General features: G+C 58.3%; 16 protein-coding genes. 8 read left to right on the forward strand and 8 right to left on the reverse strand.

Going from position 1 to position 13,957, the window contains the following annotated elements; translation table 11 throughout:
• Positions 1 to 11: 11 nt before the first annotated feature.
• The 8 genes from SJQ66_RS07900 to sctU are packed head-to-tail and all read right to left on the reverse strand — an operon-like array spanning position 12 to position 7,846.
• Positions 12 to 1,019 carry a hypothetical protein gene (locus tag SJQ66_RS07900; protein ID WP_157684998.1) on the reverse strand — a complete coding sequence of 336 codons (1,008 nt, stop codon included), beginning with the start codon at positions 1,017 to 1,019 and terminating at the stop codon, positions 12 to 14.
• 42 nt (positions 1,020 to 1,061) lie between these two features.
• A complete protein-coding gene (locus SJQ66_RS07905) occupies positions 1,062 to 1,931 on the reverse strand; it encodes a hypothetical protein (RefSeq protein ID WP_024903188.1) in 870 nt (289 codons plus the stop codon).
• A complete protein-coding gene (gene sctS / locus SJQ66_RS07910) occupies positions 1,928 to 2,188 on the reverse strand; it encodes a type III secretion system export apparatus subunit SctS (protein ID WP_024903187.1) in 261 nt (86 codons plus the stop codon). The genes SJQ66_RS07905 and sctS overlap by 4 nt, the downstream gene beginning before the upstream one ends.
• Before the next feature lie 4 nt (positions 2,189 to 2,192).
• Positions 2,193 to 2,840 carry a type III secretion system export apparatus subunit SctR gene (sctR, locus tag SJQ66_RS07915; protein WP_024903186.1) on the reverse strand — a complete coding sequence of 216 codons (648 nt, stop codon included), beginning with the start codon at positions 2,838 to 2,840 and terminating at the stop codon, positions 2,193 to 2,195.
• Positions 2,824 to 3,933, reverse strand: a complete 1,110-nt coding sequence (sctQ, locus tag SJQ66_RS07920) for a type III secretion system cytoplasmic ring protein SctQ (RefSeq protein WP_320534159.1) — start codon at positions 3,931 to 3,933, stop codon at positions 2,824 to 2,826. The genes sctR and sctQ overlap by 17 nt, the downstream gene beginning before the upstream one ends.
• Before the next feature lie 14 nt (positions 3,934 to 3,947).
• Entirely contained in the window at positions 3,948 to 4,736 is a 789-nt protein-coding gene (locus SJQ66_RS07925; protein WP_024903184.1) for a type III secretion HpaP family protein, read from the reverse strand.
• Between the two features lie 50 nt (positions 4,737 to 4,786).
• Positions 4,787 to 6,712 (reverse strand): FHIPEP family type III secretion protein, encoded by a 1,926-nt coding sequence (locus SJQ66_RS07930; protein ID WP_320534160.1) that lies wholly within the window; start codon positions 6,710 to 6,712, stop codon positions 4,787 to 4,789.
• A gap of 18 nt (positions 6,713 to 6,730) precedes the next feature.
• The gene (sctU, locus tag SJQ66_RS07935; RefSeq protein WP_236693489.1) at positions 6,731 to 7,846 is read right to left on the reverse strand and encodes a type III secretion system export apparatus subunit SctU; all 1,116 of its coding nucleotides are present in this window, start codon (positions 7,844 to 7,846) and stop codon (positions 6,731 to 6,733) included.
• A 229-nt stretch (positions 7,847 to 8,075) separates the two neighbouring features.
• On the opposite strand from sctU, the gene SJQ66_RS07940 reads away from it, so the two are divergent.
• Genes SJQ66_RS07940 through sctT form a run of 8 tightly spaced genes read left to right on the forward strand, consistent with a single transcriptional unit; the run spans position 8,076 to position 13,948 of the window.
• On the forward strand, positions 8,076 to 8,543 hold the full coding sequence (locus SJQ66_RS07940) for an HrpB1 family type III secretion system apparatus protein (protein WP_024903181.1): 468 nt from the start codon (positions 8,076 to 8,078) through the stop codon (positions 8,541 to 8,543).
• Between the two features lie 16 nt (positions 8,544 to 8,559).
• Positions 8,560 to 8,991 carry a hypothetical protein gene (locus SJQ66_RS07945; RefSeq protein ID WP_157684996.1) on the forward strand — a complete coding sequence of 144 codons (432 nt, stop codon included), beginning with the start codon at positions 8,560 to 8,562 and terminating at the stop codon, positions 8,989 to 8,991.
• 29 nt (positions 8,992 to 9,020) lie between these two features.
• A complete protein-coding gene (gene sctJ, locus SJQ66_RS07950) occupies positions 9,021 to 9,791 on the forward strand; it encodes a type III secretion system inner membrane ring lipoprotein SctJ (protein WP_164468524.1) in 771 nt (256 codons plus the stop codon).
• The gene (locus tag SJQ66_RS07955; protein ID WP_024903178.1) at positions 9,788 to 10,546 is read left to right on the forward strand and encodes a type III secretion protein HrpB4; all 759 of its coding nucleotides are present in this window, start codon (positions 9,788 to 9,790) and stop codon (positions 10,544 to 10,546) included. The genes sctJ and SJQ66_RS07955 overlap by 4 nt, the downstream gene beginning before the upstream one ends.
• On the forward strand, positions 10,531 to 11,319 hold the full coding sequence (gene sctL / locus SJQ66_RS07960; RefSeq protein ID WP_024903177.1) for a type III secretion system stator protein SctL: 789 nt from the start codon (positions 10,531 to 10,533) through the stop codon (positions 11,317 to 11,319). Before SJQ66_RS07955 ends, sctL begins: the two co-directional genes overlap by 16 nt.
• Positions 11,316 to 12,638 carry a type III secretion system ATPase SctN gene (gene sctN, locus SJQ66_RS07965; RefSeq protein WP_024903176.1) on the forward strand — a complete coding sequence of 441 codons (1,323 nt, stop codon included), beginning with the start codon at positions 11,316 to 11,318 and terminating at the stop codon, positions 12,636 to 12,638. Before sctL ends, sctN begins: the two co-directional genes overlap by 4 nt.
• A complete protein-coding gene (locus tag SJQ66_RS07970; RefSeq protein WP_024903175.1) occupies positions 12,635 to 13,126 on the forward strand; it encodes a hypothetical protein in 492 nt (163 codons plus the stop codon). Before sctN ends, SJQ66_RS07970 begins: the two co-directional genes overlap by 4 nt.
• 3 nt (positions 13,127 to 13,129) lie before the next feature.
• Positions 13,130 to 13,948, forward strand: coding sequence for a type III secretion system export apparatus subunit SctT (gene sctT / locus SJQ66_RS07975; protein WP_024903174.1), 819 nt, complete (start codon positions 13,130 to 13,132; stop codon positions 13,946 to 13,948).
• The last annotated feature ends 9 nt before the right edge of the window (positions 13,949 to 13,957 follow it).

Below are 13,957 nucleotides of genomic sequence, written 5' to 3' on the forward strand. Positions count from 1 at the left end.
TTTTTCGTTCCTCAATGAAGGGTCACATTGCCGGCCGCTTTGGCCTCGAAAATCTTCGTGCCGTCGCTTGCCTCAACGTATTGCACATTGTCCGCGGACAGCGCTGAATCGACGCCGCCTGCATCGGCTAGCTCATCGGCGCGTACCACATTGACATCGATATGGGCGGTAAGCGGCGCCATATCACCGCGAAATCGCGCGGCCACGTTCCGCGTGTATGAAGGGTCACGCGCCGTGCCGGTCACCTCGAAGCGATTGTCGCCGACGTACTGAACATGGACGTTAGCCTGATGCAGGGATTCTTCGAGCGCACTGGCGATGACGTCCCCCGATCTGACGCGCCAGTCCAGCCGGTTACCAATCAACGCGAGCAATGCGGCATGCGCTTTTCCTGTTTCAGCGGAATTTGACGTGATTCCCATGACCGAGAAGCCGTCTGCCTGAGGGATAACGGTAAGCCCGGACAGATTGGATTGCGCCAACACCCGCTTCACGTCGGTCAATGAAACGCGTGAAGGTGCATTGTCAGCCGCCATTGGCGCTTTCCCCCCAGGCAGCAGTACGGCAGCTGCACCGATCGATCCGACCAGGAGCGCCGCCACGCCGGTGTGCAACCACGGCACGCGTCGACGTACGGTGATCTGTGGAACCGTCGGCCCGGCAGGGTAGACGCCATCACTCGATTCACCTTCATACTTTCGGCCTTCCCGTCGCCGTCCCAGCATGACATCCATCAATTCGAGATCGGATGGCCAGTGCCCGTCCGTGGGCCCCGCGCATAATGCGATTTGACCAAAGCGTTCCGGTGCGAAGTCGACCATTGGCGAGTCCCCACCGCCCTCAGGCGTGCCGATGAACACGTTTTCCTGCGCATCTATTGTTACTTGCATGCCGACTTCGCTCCAGTCAGTGATCAGGATGTCAGCGCCGGGATGGGCACCGATCGACATCGTTGGTGTAATCAACTTTATCCGAGCGCCAGCGTGAAAGCCGGTAAGTATGCGAATTTCTTTAGACATGAGCGAAACTCCTGAATAGTACCGCTAATCAATCGGAAAATTTCACCAGCTGCGTCCACGGCGAATCAGTGCAGCAAGTGCGGAGATTGCCATCGCGCGTCCTTTGCGCGTCCGGCGCCGACTGATGTTCAGCAGCGCGATCGGTAAGAGCAGATTCACGGACTCCTCGGCAGCGGCGAGTGGGCGCATGCCCGCCGCGCCTGAAGCAGATGCTACGGTCCGCCCTTTACGTTCCGAAAGGGACACCAGTCGCTGACGTATTTCCGTCAATCGCATGGGCGAGGCGGATTCGCCTTCCGCGAGCTGCTGGAGAAATTCGCGCGCGATGGCGATGATTTCATAGGTCGTGCTCGCGGGTTGGGACTCGTCGACATAGGGGAGTGACGACTTGGTGCGCACGCTCTTATGCATGCCGATAAGCGCCGCTTCGGCCTGCTCTCCCGGCAAGGGGCCTGATCCACGAAGATGCGCCTGCCAGTGTTTCAATAGCACGGATTCGTCGCGGGTATCGCGATCGACCAAACGCAGTTTTCTGGCGTGTCTTTGCGCATTGTCATCACCCGTGGGGACGTCACGATGCGTCTCCTTGCCTGCATTGGTGAAGTGTTCGTCTTGATCAAAGGCTTGCTGGTTGCCCCCTCTCTCACGTGCGTCGATCTTTTTTGTTGCATCGCGGTCCTTCTTGAGATGCTGATCCAGCATCTGCAGTAGTTCCTCGCTTTCGGCACCGGGATCGTTCGCGTCGGGCGTCTCTGCGCTACGTCGCTTGCGCAGCGATGGGCGCCGGGAGCTCATGCCCCTGTGGTTGCGACGATGATGCGTCTGAGCCGCCATGGTTTGCTGATCTGCTATATCAGTATCCGAAGGCGTATCTGACGGTGTGAACCCGCCACCAAGGCGTTGAATGCTCATGGGAACATCACCTGTAAAAGCGTACGTGCGAAGTTCTGGATGGCCGCCGCCCCCCACGGCGCGGCAATGACAATGACGACCGTGACGATGATCAATTTCACGCTTTGCGAAATACTGGAGTCTTGCAGTGACGTAATGGCCTGCAAGAACGCGATGAAAAGGCCCGTCACGGCCGCGATGGCCACTGGCGGCAATGACACTAGCAGGCACAGCGTCAAGGCCTGCGTGGTGAGATGTGTGATGGCGTCATATTCCAAGGCGTCACCTGTATGTGGAGATAAGTCCATGCACGAGCGTCGACCAGCCGTCCAGGGAGACAAACAGCAGAAGCTTGAAGGGAATGGCGACATTGGTCGGATTGACTTGGGACAACCCGAGCGCCATCAGGACATTCGCGATGACGAGATCAATCACGATAAACGAGAGGTACAGCAGGAAGCCTATCTTGAACGCACTCGTCAGCTCGCTTAGCGTGAAAGCCGGGGCGAGGATGATAAGATCGTCCGGCTTCAGTTCGGCGGCACGTTCCGGAGGCCAGATTTCACGCGCCGAGCGCAAAAAGAACGCTTTTTCGCGCTCGGAGGCATGGCGTTTCAGGAAAACGCGAAAAGGATCGCGCGCCGCGTCCAGAAGCGGCATAACCTGTACGCTTGAAGTGCCGTCACTGGAAAGTTGTGCGCGGTGCATTGCGTCCATGCCCACGGGGGCCATGATGAAGCACGACACCATGATGGCCACGCCATTGAGAACGGACGTAGGGGGCACCTGCTGCAGGCCCAGCGCATTTCGCAGCAATCCGAGCACAACCACGATTTTTGTATAGGAGGTGACCACCATTGCCGCGAATGGCAAAACCGCTATTGCAACAGCGGCTATCAGCAGCGAGGCGATTTCAGGCGTTCCGTTCATCGGGATTCGCAATATGCTGGATGAAGAGACCGAGGTTGTCCCCGACCACGACGAGTTCGCCTGTCGCGAGCGTCTGCCCATGTGCGATCAAACGGATCTCGGAATCGTTCAGTGTGAGCGGCAAGTTCAGGATGTAACCCGGTTGCAGCGCCGCGATCAGGCCGATGGTCAGGTTGACGGTCGCCACTTCAATGTGAACAGGTAATTCAACCTGGTTCATGTCGATCGGATTGTCGGGAGCCGTATTTTCGTCGGATGCATTGGAGGCGCTTTTGAGGGAAAGGTCTGTGTCGTAGCTCATCATTTTTGGAGGCGTTTCAAGGATGATGTTGCAACCGTCGATGCTGCCTTGGGCGCAGGCAGCAAGACCGCTCGCTGCACCCCAGTATGCTGTCACGTGTCCAAGCGCATTGCCCGACGCATAGCCGCGCGCGTGCGGCCATCCAAGAAGGACATCGCCCCGACGTAACGACGCCAGCACGCTTGATGTACATCGGCGGCTACGCAGGCGTATCCGTGTTGGCACCGAGATAGTGGTGATCGAATCGGCGAGCATCGACGACGCGTCCCGAGTGGCGGCGGCGTGCCGTGCAAGCGCTGCGGCGATGTCGGTCGACGCATCAAGCAACGATGCCGTATGTATAGCGTTGGCGTCATGATAAGCAAGGTGTAGTGCCTGGTCACTGTCCTTGCTCTGTTGCCTCATGCTGGTGTCTATTATTTCCGTATCGAGGGAAACGTCCAGCACTTCGGCATCGATGATGCCATGCCTTGATAGCATTTCCGTCGACGAAGCGAGCCAAAGATTTGCCAGCGCCACACGCTGTGCATGGTCTGGTTCCAAGGCAATCAATTCCAATGCAGCATAGTCGCTTACGCGCACGCGCACCGATAGTTGACCGTGTCCGCTCCCGATTCGCACGCATGCGGTCCGATGCAACGGTGGATCTTTCACGCTTGACGCTGATGCAATTTGATACTTCGATGCAAACCCGTTACGCGCGTCGAACATCGTCCGCGAAATGCTGGCGAGCGCCGGCGTATAACGACGCAGTCGGTCGCCAAGTCGAGTAAAGTCGCGTGGCATGGACATAGATATGGAATCCTTCAAGTAACCGTGATGATTACGCTCATATCGCTGTCAAGCAGCTTCCTGAGACGTGTGTCTAACGCACCGAGATTGTCATACATTAGCGTTCTGGCGTGCGGGTCCGTGCTACTGAAGCGAAGGGATAAGGCCGAGCCCGAAAGATGTAGATGAAGTTCCGCGCCGGGCAAAATAGCGGGGTCCAGTGTGAGCCGAACTTCCAAAGGATTTGTTTTTCGGATGACGGAATTGACGCACAATGACGCAACGCGCTCCGCGATATGCGAAGTGAGTAACACGTGTTCGGAAACATGCGTACCACTCGGACCGGACTGCAAATAGACAGATGGTGTTGCAACGGCATTTTGCGCGTCATTTTCCTCATGCTGATGGAACGCTCGCGTCCGGTCATAGTCCCGGCCTTTCCTTTGCACTCCCGATCCGATGGCGTGACGCACAGTGACAATGCGCGGTTTTGCCTTATTTGCGAGCAACGCGCGCGTCTCCGAGGACAGCATCGGCAGCGGAGACAGCGTCGCCGGTGGTATGAACGGCTGCGTGGCTTCAAGTGTCGATGAAAGGGATTCTGTTACCGTAGCAACGCCGTGCGACGTCTCCGATTTGGTTTCGCCAGGGTCCGGGTTGTCCGGATACCCCTGCGGGTTGCCATTCGGGTCATCATCTGGTGATTTGCTCTGGGTAGCGCGCAGGCAGGCATCCTCATATAACGCGCCGAACTGTCGTGCCTTTGCGTCGAGCGTACGCGCGGTGTTCGCTACCGATGGCCCGACCGGTTTTGCGGGTGCCATGACGCGAATTGCTCGTGACGGGTGAATACGTGTCATCGCATCATCTCGCTTTAAATGGCGATGCGGCCGACAGGTTGCAGATTTATGTCATCTCCCAGTTCCTGGAAGGAGTAGACCTGAAGCCACTTGAGCCGTTGTTCGACCATGCGGCGGAAATATCGACGAATGTCCATTGATGTGACGATGGCAAGATATTCCGGAGGCTGCGTACCGACGATCTCCTCGATTGCGTTGAGCAGTTGATTGACTTGCTGCGGTTCGAGCGTCAGGAAGTTGCCAGCAGGCGTCTGCTTGATCGATTGACGAATGGTTTGCTCGGCCTCGATGTCGAGCAGAATCGCGGGCAATGCCCCCTTGCCGCCCGTCGCTCGGTGGGCAATGAACCGGCCGAGGTCGCCACGAACGTATTCGGTGAGCAGCAGGAGATCTTTTTCCTTCGAACCCCAGTTGGTCAGGCTTTCGAGGATGGCGCGCAGATTGCGGATCGGCACGTGTTCTTCCAGCAGTCGCTTTAACACTTCTGCGATGCGCAGCACCGGCACGACTTTCTGCACCTCCGCTATAAGCCCAGGGTATTCCGTGCCGACGCGTTCGAGAATCCATTGCGTTTCCTGCAAACCCAGGAACAAGTGTGCGTTCTCGTGCACTGCCTCTGTAATGGCTTCGACGAGGACTTTTTCACGGATGTTTCGGGCTGCGTCTAATTTGACCGGGGATTGCGGCACGTCGTGCAACAACACCTGGTAACACCCGTCTGGCACCGCATTGTCTTTCCATACGGCGGTGCGCGGGAAGGGCAGTCCGAGCTCGTTGACGAGATTCCTGCGCGCTGTATCAAAGGCTCGGTCGAGCGCGGTGGTATCGAGTTGTGCCGCCAGTCGCGGGGCCAGGCGTACCGAGAGTGGCGAGGAAAACGCCGGCGGATGCTCACCGATCGTGGGCGTATGGCCTTTGTAGCCATCGGTACGCAGCGAAGCCAGTTCCGGCCCGCGTTTCGGCTGTTTATCATTCAACTGCTTACGCAGCACATGCCCCGATGCGAACAGGGTCACAGCCAGTATCGCGAACAGCGTAGAAGGAAAACCAGGTACCAGCGCAAAGCCGCCCAGCAATGCCGCGGCGCTGTAAAGAGCACGCGAGCTCGTGGACAATTGTTTCGCGATTTCAGTGCCGAGCGAGCTCGGCTTGCTGTGTTCGTCTGCAACGCGGGTGATCAATATACCTGCAGCAACGGAAATGAGGAGGGACGGAATCTGCGAAACCATCGCGTCACCGATGGAAAGCACGGAGAAGCGATTCGCGGCCTCGCCGGCCGTCATGCCGTGATAGCTCACGCCGATGACGATGCCGGCAACGATATTGACCAACGTGATCACCAGGCCCGCAATCGCATCGCCCTTCACGAATTTCATAGCACCGTCCATCCCGCCGTGCAATTGGCTTTCAATGGCGAGCATGCCGCGGCGGCGCTGCGCATCCTCCGCACTGATATTGCCCGCGCGCACGTCGGCGTCGATGCTCATCTGTTTGCCGGGCATCGCATCAAGTGTAAAGCGGGCGCCCACTTCGGCAACACGCTCCGAACCTTTCGCGATCACGATAAATTGCACGGTCGCGATGATGAGGAAGACCACCAGGCCGACAACGAGATTACCGCCGACAACCAACTCGCCGAAACTCTCGATGATGTGCCCGGCTTCGGCATGCAACAAGATAGACTTGGTCGACGCGATGTTCAACGACAAGCGAAAGAGCGTTGTAAACAAGAGCAGCGCGGGGAACGATGAGAGCGATGTGGCGTTCGGGATGTACATTGTCACCATCAGCAGCACCACGCTGATGGTGATGTTGAGCCCTAGCAAGGTGTCGATCAGAAAGGGCGGTAATGGCAGGATCATCAGCGAGATAACAGCAACGACCAAGGATGCGATCGCAACCTCGCCGCCAAACTCGTCAAGGCGTAATGTCTTCAGCATGGGTCCCTCCGTGGGGAATCAGTGTGGGGTAGCCGCGCCTTCACGCTTGCCACCGATGCTCTCGACCCAGGCAAGCACGCTCGCCACAGCATCGAAGAGCTGTTCGGGTATCGGGTCTTCGATCGTCACGGTATAAAGCGCGCGTGCGAGCGGTGGATTGCCGACGATCGGTATACCGTGGCGCGCCGCCTCTTCACGGATAACGCGGGCTTCCGCATCAACACCCTTCGCAATAACACGCGGTAATCCAAATTCGGACGGGTCGTAACGGAGCGCCACAGCGTAGTGCGTCGGATTCACAACAACCACATTTGCGTTTTTGACAGGTTGCTGCTGACCGGACGATGCTGATTCCCGCGCGATTTTACGGCGCTGATTTTTGATGAGCGGATCACCTTCTGAATTCTTGTGTTCGCGCTTGACTTCGTCCTTGCTCATGCGGTGATCGCGGATGAAAAGCCAGTGCTGGATACCATAGTCCGCGATGCCGATAATAAGATAAAGGACACCCGCTATGCCGAGCACCCGGCAAACCACGCTCCACGCGATCTTGACGATGCTGTCGACCGGCTCGTACACCACGCCGAGCATCAACGGCATCAGAATCATCATCGTTTTCCAAAGCACCGCCGTGATCAGGACGGCTTTTACGATGGTCTTGACGAGATCGATAAGCGAACGTACCGAAAAAATACGCTTGAGGCCGGAAGCCGGGTTGATCGCGTCGAATTTCGGCTCGAGTGGTTTGAGCGATATTTCCAGTCCGACTTGCGCAGCGATCGTTGCAACGCCGATAAAGGCGGCACCCATGACAATGGGGAGCAGCAATAGCAGTGCGTGAATGCCTGCCGAGACAAGCAGCTCATGCAGTGAAGCGCTGCCGTTTTGCGAGTTGACCACGTCTAGTCCGCCACGCATGACGATGCGCAGTTGCTCCGCCATATGAGGGCCGCCAACTGAAAACGCGATGGCTGCGACGATCAACATCGCCGCGAAGGGAAGATCCGTGCTCTTCACGGTCTCGCCGTCGCGGCGTGCGTCTCGCAGCTTTTTGTCAGTGGGCTGTTCTGTCTTTTCGTCGGCCATCGCGAAGCCTTTGTCTTGTATATCGGCGCGATTTTCGTGGCCGTTCATCACGATTGCCGGTGGCCGCGGCGAAACGATGGGTCTAACGACGAACGCCGCCGTGCGCCGCTTTTCGACGAAGCCCCCCTTTCGTTAACAGCGCATGTGGTTCGTCGCCACGATTCATCGCACGTGCGCACCGCAGTACCGTTGCACATCGCCGAGGCGCAGACTTTCCATTCCAAAATAGGAAAGTCGTTCGGATATCTGGTGTTTCGACCAAAAACGGGAGCATTCCATGTCGCTGACAAAATGTAGTAACCGACTCGTGTCGGCCTTGATTGAGGCGCTGATGTTTGGTGCCAAGCATGGCTATATTGAGCAATCGGAGCGACTGCTCGCTGCTTTGCATGTGTTACGTCCCGATTTCATGGAGTTGTATGCGTATGACGCGTGGTTGATGATCCGGCGGCGCGATTTTGCCCAAGCCGTGCGCGAACTGCGTGTACTCGAACAACGCACGTTGCGAGGTTCTTTCGGTCCTTACGTGGCCGCGCTGCTTGCCGTGTCGCTGTGCGGTCTGGACGACCCGGCGTGGCGCGTCTATGCCAACGACGTGGCAAGCCGCAATGAGGACAAGGACTCGGTGGATCTGGTGATGACATTACTCGGGAAGAAACGCACCCCCGAAACGCCCGCGGACGCGTCGCAGCTCAATCGAGACGATCTTCAGAAACTGATGCAGCATCGCCACTTGCGGGCCTAACAAAAGGAGCATGACGATGAGTCTGACGATTCCGCCCGTTCCCCCGCTAGACGCAACATCCACGGTGTCGCGCCAGGAACCGATCTCCTCGAGCGTTCCTGGCGCGGCGGTGGGTTCGGGGACCGCCCAGGAGCCGAGCGCACAACTCGTGGATCTGTTTCGCAGCAAGCTGGATTCGGCGCGTCTTGCTCCGCCCAGCATGTCTCACACACAGGGTCCATCTGCCTTGTCCGATGTCGTTACCCAGCAAGACCAGGCCGTAGCGAACTTGCGTGGTGAGGTTGACAAGTTTGCCGGGGACGCATCCACGATGTCGATGCAGGAGGCGGCGGCTCAGTCGATCAAGGTACAACTTATGGTGTCCGAAATGGTGGGAAAATTGTATGTTGGCGAGGCGGTCGCGCAGGGTGGTAAGAGTTCGGTGCAAACACTGATGAAGAACCAGTAGTTCGACTGCCTTGTACAGGACGGATGCAAATGGCCTACTATTTAAAGTGGTTCCGTACAGTATTGCTTATGTGCTGCGTCGTAATCGCGATGACCGGTTGCAGCAAGCAACTATTTGCGCAGTTATCGGAGAACGACGCAAATGACATGTTGGCCGTGCTGCTGGACGCCCGGGTAGACGCATCGAAGGAAAGCGACGATGGCGGCAAGACGTGGAGCGTGTCCGTTGAAGGAAGCCAATTTGCCCGGGCGATCGATGTTCTGCGCGCGCGAGGTTTGCCCCACCAGCGCTTCCAGAACCTAGGAGATATGTTCAAGAAGGAGGGGTTGATTTCCACGCCGACGGAGGAGCGCGTGCGTTTTATTTACGGCGTGTCACAACAACTCTCGGAAGTACTGTCGCGCATCGATGGTGTCGTCTATGCCAACGTGCAGATCGTGCTGCCGAATAATGACCCACTCGCCACAACCGTTAAACCTTCTTCGGCCTCCGTGTTCATCAAGTACCTGCCCGGTACTGATGTCTCGACGTTGACTCCGAATCTGAAGAACCTCGTCATGCACGCGGTCGAGGGGTTGACCTATGATAACGTCAGTGTGACGATGGTGCCTGGCACGGCATCGCCCGAACCGCCGCAACTTCCCGCGCCCTCGATTCCGTCGCAGTGGCTTTGGGCCATCAGTATCACCGCGGCTGCTTTGCTGGGTGTTGCACTTTGCTATCTGGTAATTCGTTTTGGCTCAACGTTGAAGGCGGCAGCCTTGCGATTGCGCGCACGTGCCAGCGGAGCTGCTACATGAGCGGTCATATCGAGACTATCATGGGCGGCGAACCGCACAACGGTCATGCGTCAGTTGCGTTAACGCATGGAGCGGGACACGACCGGCGCTGGGATGACAGGCCGCCTGACCCGCAACGTACGCTTCAATGGCTTCGCGCATATGAGTCGCGCATAACGAGCGGTGCCGCGCGATTGGCGGCGGGGCAATGCCGTCGGCTTGGCGTGCCGTTCAACCCACGCGCAAACCGCATGTGGTACGCGGCAAGAGATGTCTGGCTAGGTGCGTCGGCACCAGTCAGCGCTTACGTGCACCGGGCAAGTCGTCTCGCGTTGCTGGATGCGGCATCACTGCGACCGGTGCTGGCTGCACGCGCCATTTATCCATCGCGCGGCGCACTGCGCCGTATCGTCTCCGGCAAACAACGCCACGTTCTCGCCAATGCATTGGGCGAACCTACATTCGTTGCGCTCACGGAAATGGGGCTGAATGCGCTTTCCGCAAACGTGCCGGTTCCAGAGGACGCGACGGCTGACACACTTGTTGCCGCGGGACGCTTATTGTTCGAGCGCGACGAGGCATGGCCGCTCGCACCTGCGCGCAGATTGATCGGCTTGGCCTTGGACGATAATCCCGGTGAAAGCGATACGCCTGCACAAGGACCGGTGCTAGAAGCGGCGTCAAACCGTTTGGAACGTGGCCCGACGGATGATTCGGAAGCGTTTCTTTCGGATGCAGGTAAGTTGTTTCCGGAGTTGACATGGTTATTTGGCTGAGAAAACCAAGCGGGGGCATCGGTGTCGGACAGGATGTCCTGCGCGCGAGCGAATTGGCGCAACTGGTTGAACTGGACCGCGCTTCGGTCCATTTTGAAAGGTGCACCGAGGAACTGCTCTCAGCGGCGCGGCGGGATGCCCAGGCAATACACAGCGCCGCCGAAGAAGAGTCGCAGCGCACGCTGCGGGCCGCGCAAACGAAATATGAGAATGCCGCGCGTCTCGGCTATGAGGCCGGCCGCCGACGCGCGATGCAGGAGGCACACGCCACCATGCTTCGCCGCGCCAAGGCCGAGCGCGATGTCCTGGTGGCGTCCCGGCAGCGTATTGCCGGGCTTATCATGCGCACGGTCACGAAGGTAGTTGGCGAGACAGAACGCGACGCGTTGTTCACACAAGTCGCCGTGTCGCTATCGCGCAGCTTGGAAGATACATCTTTTCTTACTGTACGCGTTGCCGAGTGCGATATTCGCGAGGCAACGCACGCGTTCAGGAACGTGTGCGAGGCGAACGGATGGCCGGTGAATCCCGAAATCCTGGTTGATCCTGAGGCGGAGCCCGGCAGTTGCGTTTGCGAATGGGATCACGGCGTCATTGAAGGCGGGTTGCCCATGCAATTGCGCGCGATCGCGGCGGCGATTCGACGCGTGACGTCCGCCGAACCCGCAAGTAGCGAAAGCGCGGACACGTATCAGGAGGGCCTTGTACCGGAAGGCGACATCGATGATACGCTGCCTGACAATGCTGTAGACGTCACCAGGGTGAACCCATGAATGACGTTACCGCCTATATAGATGCTTTGAGCGAGAAACTTGCGGTCCTAGACGGAAGCGCGCGTCATGGTAAGGTGGTCGAGGCGGTTGGCACGCTGTTGAAGGTTGGTGGACTGGATGCCACGTTCGGTGAGCTATGCGAATTGCGTGATGCGCGCGGCGCGGTGTTGCAACGCGCGGAGGTCGTGGGCTTCACGCGGCAGTTTGCATTACTCGCGCCGTTCGGCAGTATCACCGGGCTATCCCGTGCAACGCGGGTAACGGGTCTTGGTCGCCCGCTTTCGGTGCCGGTGGGAGACACGTTACTGGGGCGAGTCGTGGATGCCCTTGGCGACCCGATCGACGGTAAAGGCCCGCTGGAATGGCAGTCGCTACGCCCGGTGATGGCCGCTGCGCCTGATCCGCTGAAGCGACGAATGGTCGACACCCCGATGCCTACCGGCGTACGAGTCATTGATGGACTGATGACGGTAGGAGAGGGGCAGCGCGTAGGCATATTTGCGCCTGCCGGCGTTGGTAAAAGCACGTTGCTGGGCATGCTGGCGCGCGGGGCGGCATGCGATGTCAACGTGATCGTCCTGATCGGCGAGCGGGGGCGCGAGGTTCGCGAGTTCATCGAGCTGATTTTGGGAGAGGAGGGCATGGCTCGTAGCGTCGTCATTTGCGCAACGTCGGATCGCTCGTCCATCGAGCGTACGAAAGCCGCCTACGTTGGCACGGCAGTCGCCGAGTATTTCCGCGATTGTGGCTTGCGCGTGCTGCTGATGATGGATTCGCTCACACGCTTCGCTCGCGCCCAGCGAGAAATCGGGCTGTCGGCGGGCGAGCCTCCGACAAGACGGGGTTTCCCGCCGTCTATTTTCGCCGAGTTGCCGCGGTTGTTGGAACGGGCGGGAATGGGAGAGAAGGGGTCGATCACGGCTTTTTATACAGTGCTCGCGGAGGATGACGAAGGCAATGATCCAATCAGCGAGGAAGTCCGCGGCATTCTCGATGGGCATATCGTGCTTTCTCGTGAAATAGCGGCCCGCAATCGCTATCCTGCCATTGACGTCTTGCACAGCCTGAGCCGTGTGATGACCCTGGTGGCAACGCCAGAACATTGCAGCGGCGCCGCCCATATACGTAAGCTTATTGCAAGGTATGCGGAGGTCGAGTTGCTCATGCAGATGGGAGAGTATCAACAGGGGTCCGACCCGCTAGCCGACGAGGCTATAGCCCAGCATGAGGCAATTGAATCATTTCTGGGACAGCCCACCGATGAAGTGACGGATGAGGCACGCACACTCTCGTTTATCTCCGAATTCATACCGACATGACCGCGCTTGCGATCCGTCAATGGCGCATCATCGTATCCGTAAAGACGCGCCACTGCGAACGATGCGAAGCGGATGTGACAAGGGAGCGCAAGGCACTCGTCGAGCGTCAGTCCCGACTCGCCGAGGCCATGCACGCGGTGACCGTGGCGGAAAAGAAATGCGTTGAACACGAAGCACGCATTGTGGCGTTGATCGATGGTGCGACCCACGTCGTCACATCCGACTATCTTGCGCATGACGCCTGGCGCGCGCCGCTGAAGGATGTCCTTATGGCCGAGCGCAACGCGGAGAAAAAATGCCGCGCGGCGGTGACACACCAGCAGCAGCGGCTCGCCGATGCGCAGGCGGCGCTTGCACGGGCACAATCGGCACTTGATCAATGTCGTCGCAAGCTTGACAAGTTGCTGAAGCGTGCTGCGGTCGCGGTAGAGCTTGCGACTGACGAAGAAGCGGCGGAAAACCTGTTGGCTCGCCGCCACGCGAGGTAATCGATGGCACACGATTTTCATGCATGGTCCGAGGCACTCCTAGGATGGTTCGAGGCGTATCACAACTTCATCGTCATGCTGATGCTCACTGGCATTCGCATCATGGTGGCATTCATCCTACTGCCCGCCACCAGTGATACCGTGTTGCCCGGCACGGCACGCAATGGCGTGGTGTACGTCTTGTCGATATTTGCTGCCGCCGCGCAATCACCACAAGCCTTCGAAGGACTTGGTGGCGGTGGGTTCCTAGTGCTGGCTTGCAAGGAAGCTTTCCTCGGTCTGGCGTTTGGTTATTGCGCGGCACCGGTTTTCTGGATTGCGCAATCCCTTGGGACGATGATTGATGACTTGGCCGGCTTCAATAATGTCCAGATGACTAATCCTTTGCGAGGTGATCAAAGTACGCCCGTTTCCACGTTGCTACTACAACTCGTGGTGACGCTCTTTTACGCCGGCGGCGGCATGCTGTTTGTCTTGGGTGCGTTGTTTCGCTCTTTCAAATGGTGGCCGCCATCCGTCCTCTACCCATCGCTTGCCGCCACGACCGAAACGTTTCTCATCCAGCGCACGGATTCGATCTGGACAGCCTTGGCGAAGCTTGGCACCCCAGTAATGCTTGTGCTGGTGTTGGTCGACGTGGGTCTGGGTATCGTCGCTCGCGCCGCTGACAAGCTTGAGCCCAGTTCGCTCAGCCAACCGCTGCGAGGCGTCATTGGCGTGCTGATGCTGATTGCTCTGGTGGCAGTTTTTGCCTCTCAGGTGGTTGGGGACGTGCAGATACAGGGTCTATCTACCGAATTGATCAAAGGCATGCTGCCATGACCCGTGGCA

Source organism: Robbsia andropogonis (assembly GCF_034047095.1).
GTDB lineage: Bacteria > Pseudomonadota > Gammaproteobacteria > Burkholderiales > Burkholderiaceae > Robbsia > Robbsia andropogonis.

Excerpts from the sequence above, each read along its gene's own strand:
- SJQ66_RS07900 (WP_157684998.1), bottom strand. The coding sequence starts at position 1,019 with ATGTCTAAAGAAATTCGCATACTTACCGGCTTTCACGCTGGCGCTCGG.
- SJQ66_RS07905 (WP_024903188.1), bottom strand. The coding sequence starts at position 1,931 with ATGAGCATTCAACGCCTTGGTGGCGGGTTCACACCGTCAGATACGCCT.
- sctR (WP_024903186.1), bottom strand. The coding sequence starts at position 2,840 with ATGAACGGAACGCCTGAAATCGCCTCGCTGCTGATAGCCGCTGTTGCA.
- sctQ (WP_320534159.1), bottom strand. The coding sequence starts at position 3,933 with ATGTCCATGCCACGCGACTTTACTCGACTTGGCGACCGACTGCGTCGT.
- SJQ66_RS07925 (WP_024903184.1), bottom strand. The coding sequence starts at position 4,736 with ATGGCACCCGCAAAACCGGTCGGGCCATCGGTAGCGAACACCGCGCGT.
- SJQ66_RS07930 (WP_320534160.1), bottom strand. The coding sequence starts at position 6,712 with ATGCTGAAGACATTACGCCTTGACGAGTTTGGCGGCGAGGTTGCGATC.
- sctU (WP_236693489.1), bottom strand. The coding sequence starts at position 7,846 with ATGAACGGCCACGAAAATCGCGCCGATATACAAGACAAAGGCTTCGCG.
- SJQ66_RS07940 (WP_024903181.1), top strand. The coding sequence starts at position 8,076 with ATGTCGCTGACAAAATGTAGTAACCGACTCGTGTCGGCCTTGATTGAG.
- SJQ66_RS07945 (WP_157684996.1), top strand. The coding sequence starts at position 8,560 with ATGAGTCTGACGATTCCGCCCGTTCCCCCGCTAGACGCAACATCCACG.
- sctJ (WP_164468524.1), top strand. The coding sequence starts at position 9,021 with ATGGCCTACTATTTAAAGTGGTTCCGTACAGTATTGCTTATGTGCTGC.
- SJQ66_RS07955 (WP_024903178.1), top strand. The coding sequence starts at position 9,788 with ATGAGCGGTCATATCGAGACTATCATGGGCGGCGAACCGCACAACGGT.
- sctL (WP_024903177.1), top strand. The coding sequence starts at position 10,531 with ATGGTTATTTGGCTGAGAAAACCAAGCGGGGGCATCGGTGTCGGACAG.
- sctN (WP_024903176.1), top strand. The coding sequence starts at position 11,316 with ATGAATGACGTTACCGCCTATATAGATGCTTTGAGCGAGAAACTTGCG.
- SJQ66_RS07970 (WP_024903175.1), top strand. The coding sequence starts at position 12,635 with ATGACCGCGCTTGCGATCCGTCAATGGCGCATCATCGTATCCGTAAAG.
- sctT (WP_024903174.1), top strand. The coding sequence starts at position 13,130 with ATGGCACACGATTTTCATGCATGGTCCGAGGCACTCCTAGGATGGTTC.